The organism is Chitinimonas prasina, from assembly GCF_030160395.1.
GTDB classification, from domain to species: domain Bacteria; phylum Pseudomonadota; class Gammaproteobacteria; order Burkholderiales; family Chitinimonadaceae; genus Chitinimonas; species Chitinimonas prasina.
Genome location: NZ_BSOG01000083.1, coordinates 1 through 505, shown reverse-complemented (window position 1 = coordinate 505; position 505 = coordinate 1). Strand labels below are relative to the sequence as shown.

Below are 505 nucleotides of genomic sequence, written 5' to 3'. Positions count from 1 at the left end.
ATCGGTCTGGATGTCCACAAAGAGACGATTGCCGTGGCTGTTGCAGACGATGGGCGATCGGGAGAAATCCGGTTCCACGGGACAATTCTCAACACGCCCGAGGCCATACGACGTCTGGTGTCGCGCCTGGCTACGCCTGATGCGACACTCCACTTTTGCTATGAGGCAGGTGGCTGCGGGTACGGCATCCATCGCCAGTTGCTGGGCATGGGTATGGACTGCAGTGTCATCGCCCCATCTGTAATACCGCGCAAGCCAGCCGACAGGGTGAAGACGGACAGGAGAGACGCCGAAATGTTGGCGCGACTGTTGCGATCGGGTGAGTTGACGGCAATCTGGATCCCGGATCCGGCACACGAGGCTATGCCAGACCTCGTACGCAGTCGGCGCCAGGTCAGACAGGATCTTGTTGCCTGCCGACAGATGCTTCTGGGGTTTCTGTTGCGCCATGGGCGTAAATTCACCGGTCGTACGAACTGGACAAAAGCGCACTGGAGATGGCTGG

The 505-nt window shown here is 59.2% G+C and carries 1 protein-coding gene; it reads left to right on the top strand.

Annotated features, from left to right (window positions below):
* On the top strand, window positions 1–505 hold a 505-nt coding region (locus QQK16_RS21170), incomplete at both ends, for an IS110 family transposase (RefSeq protein ID WP_284198466.1).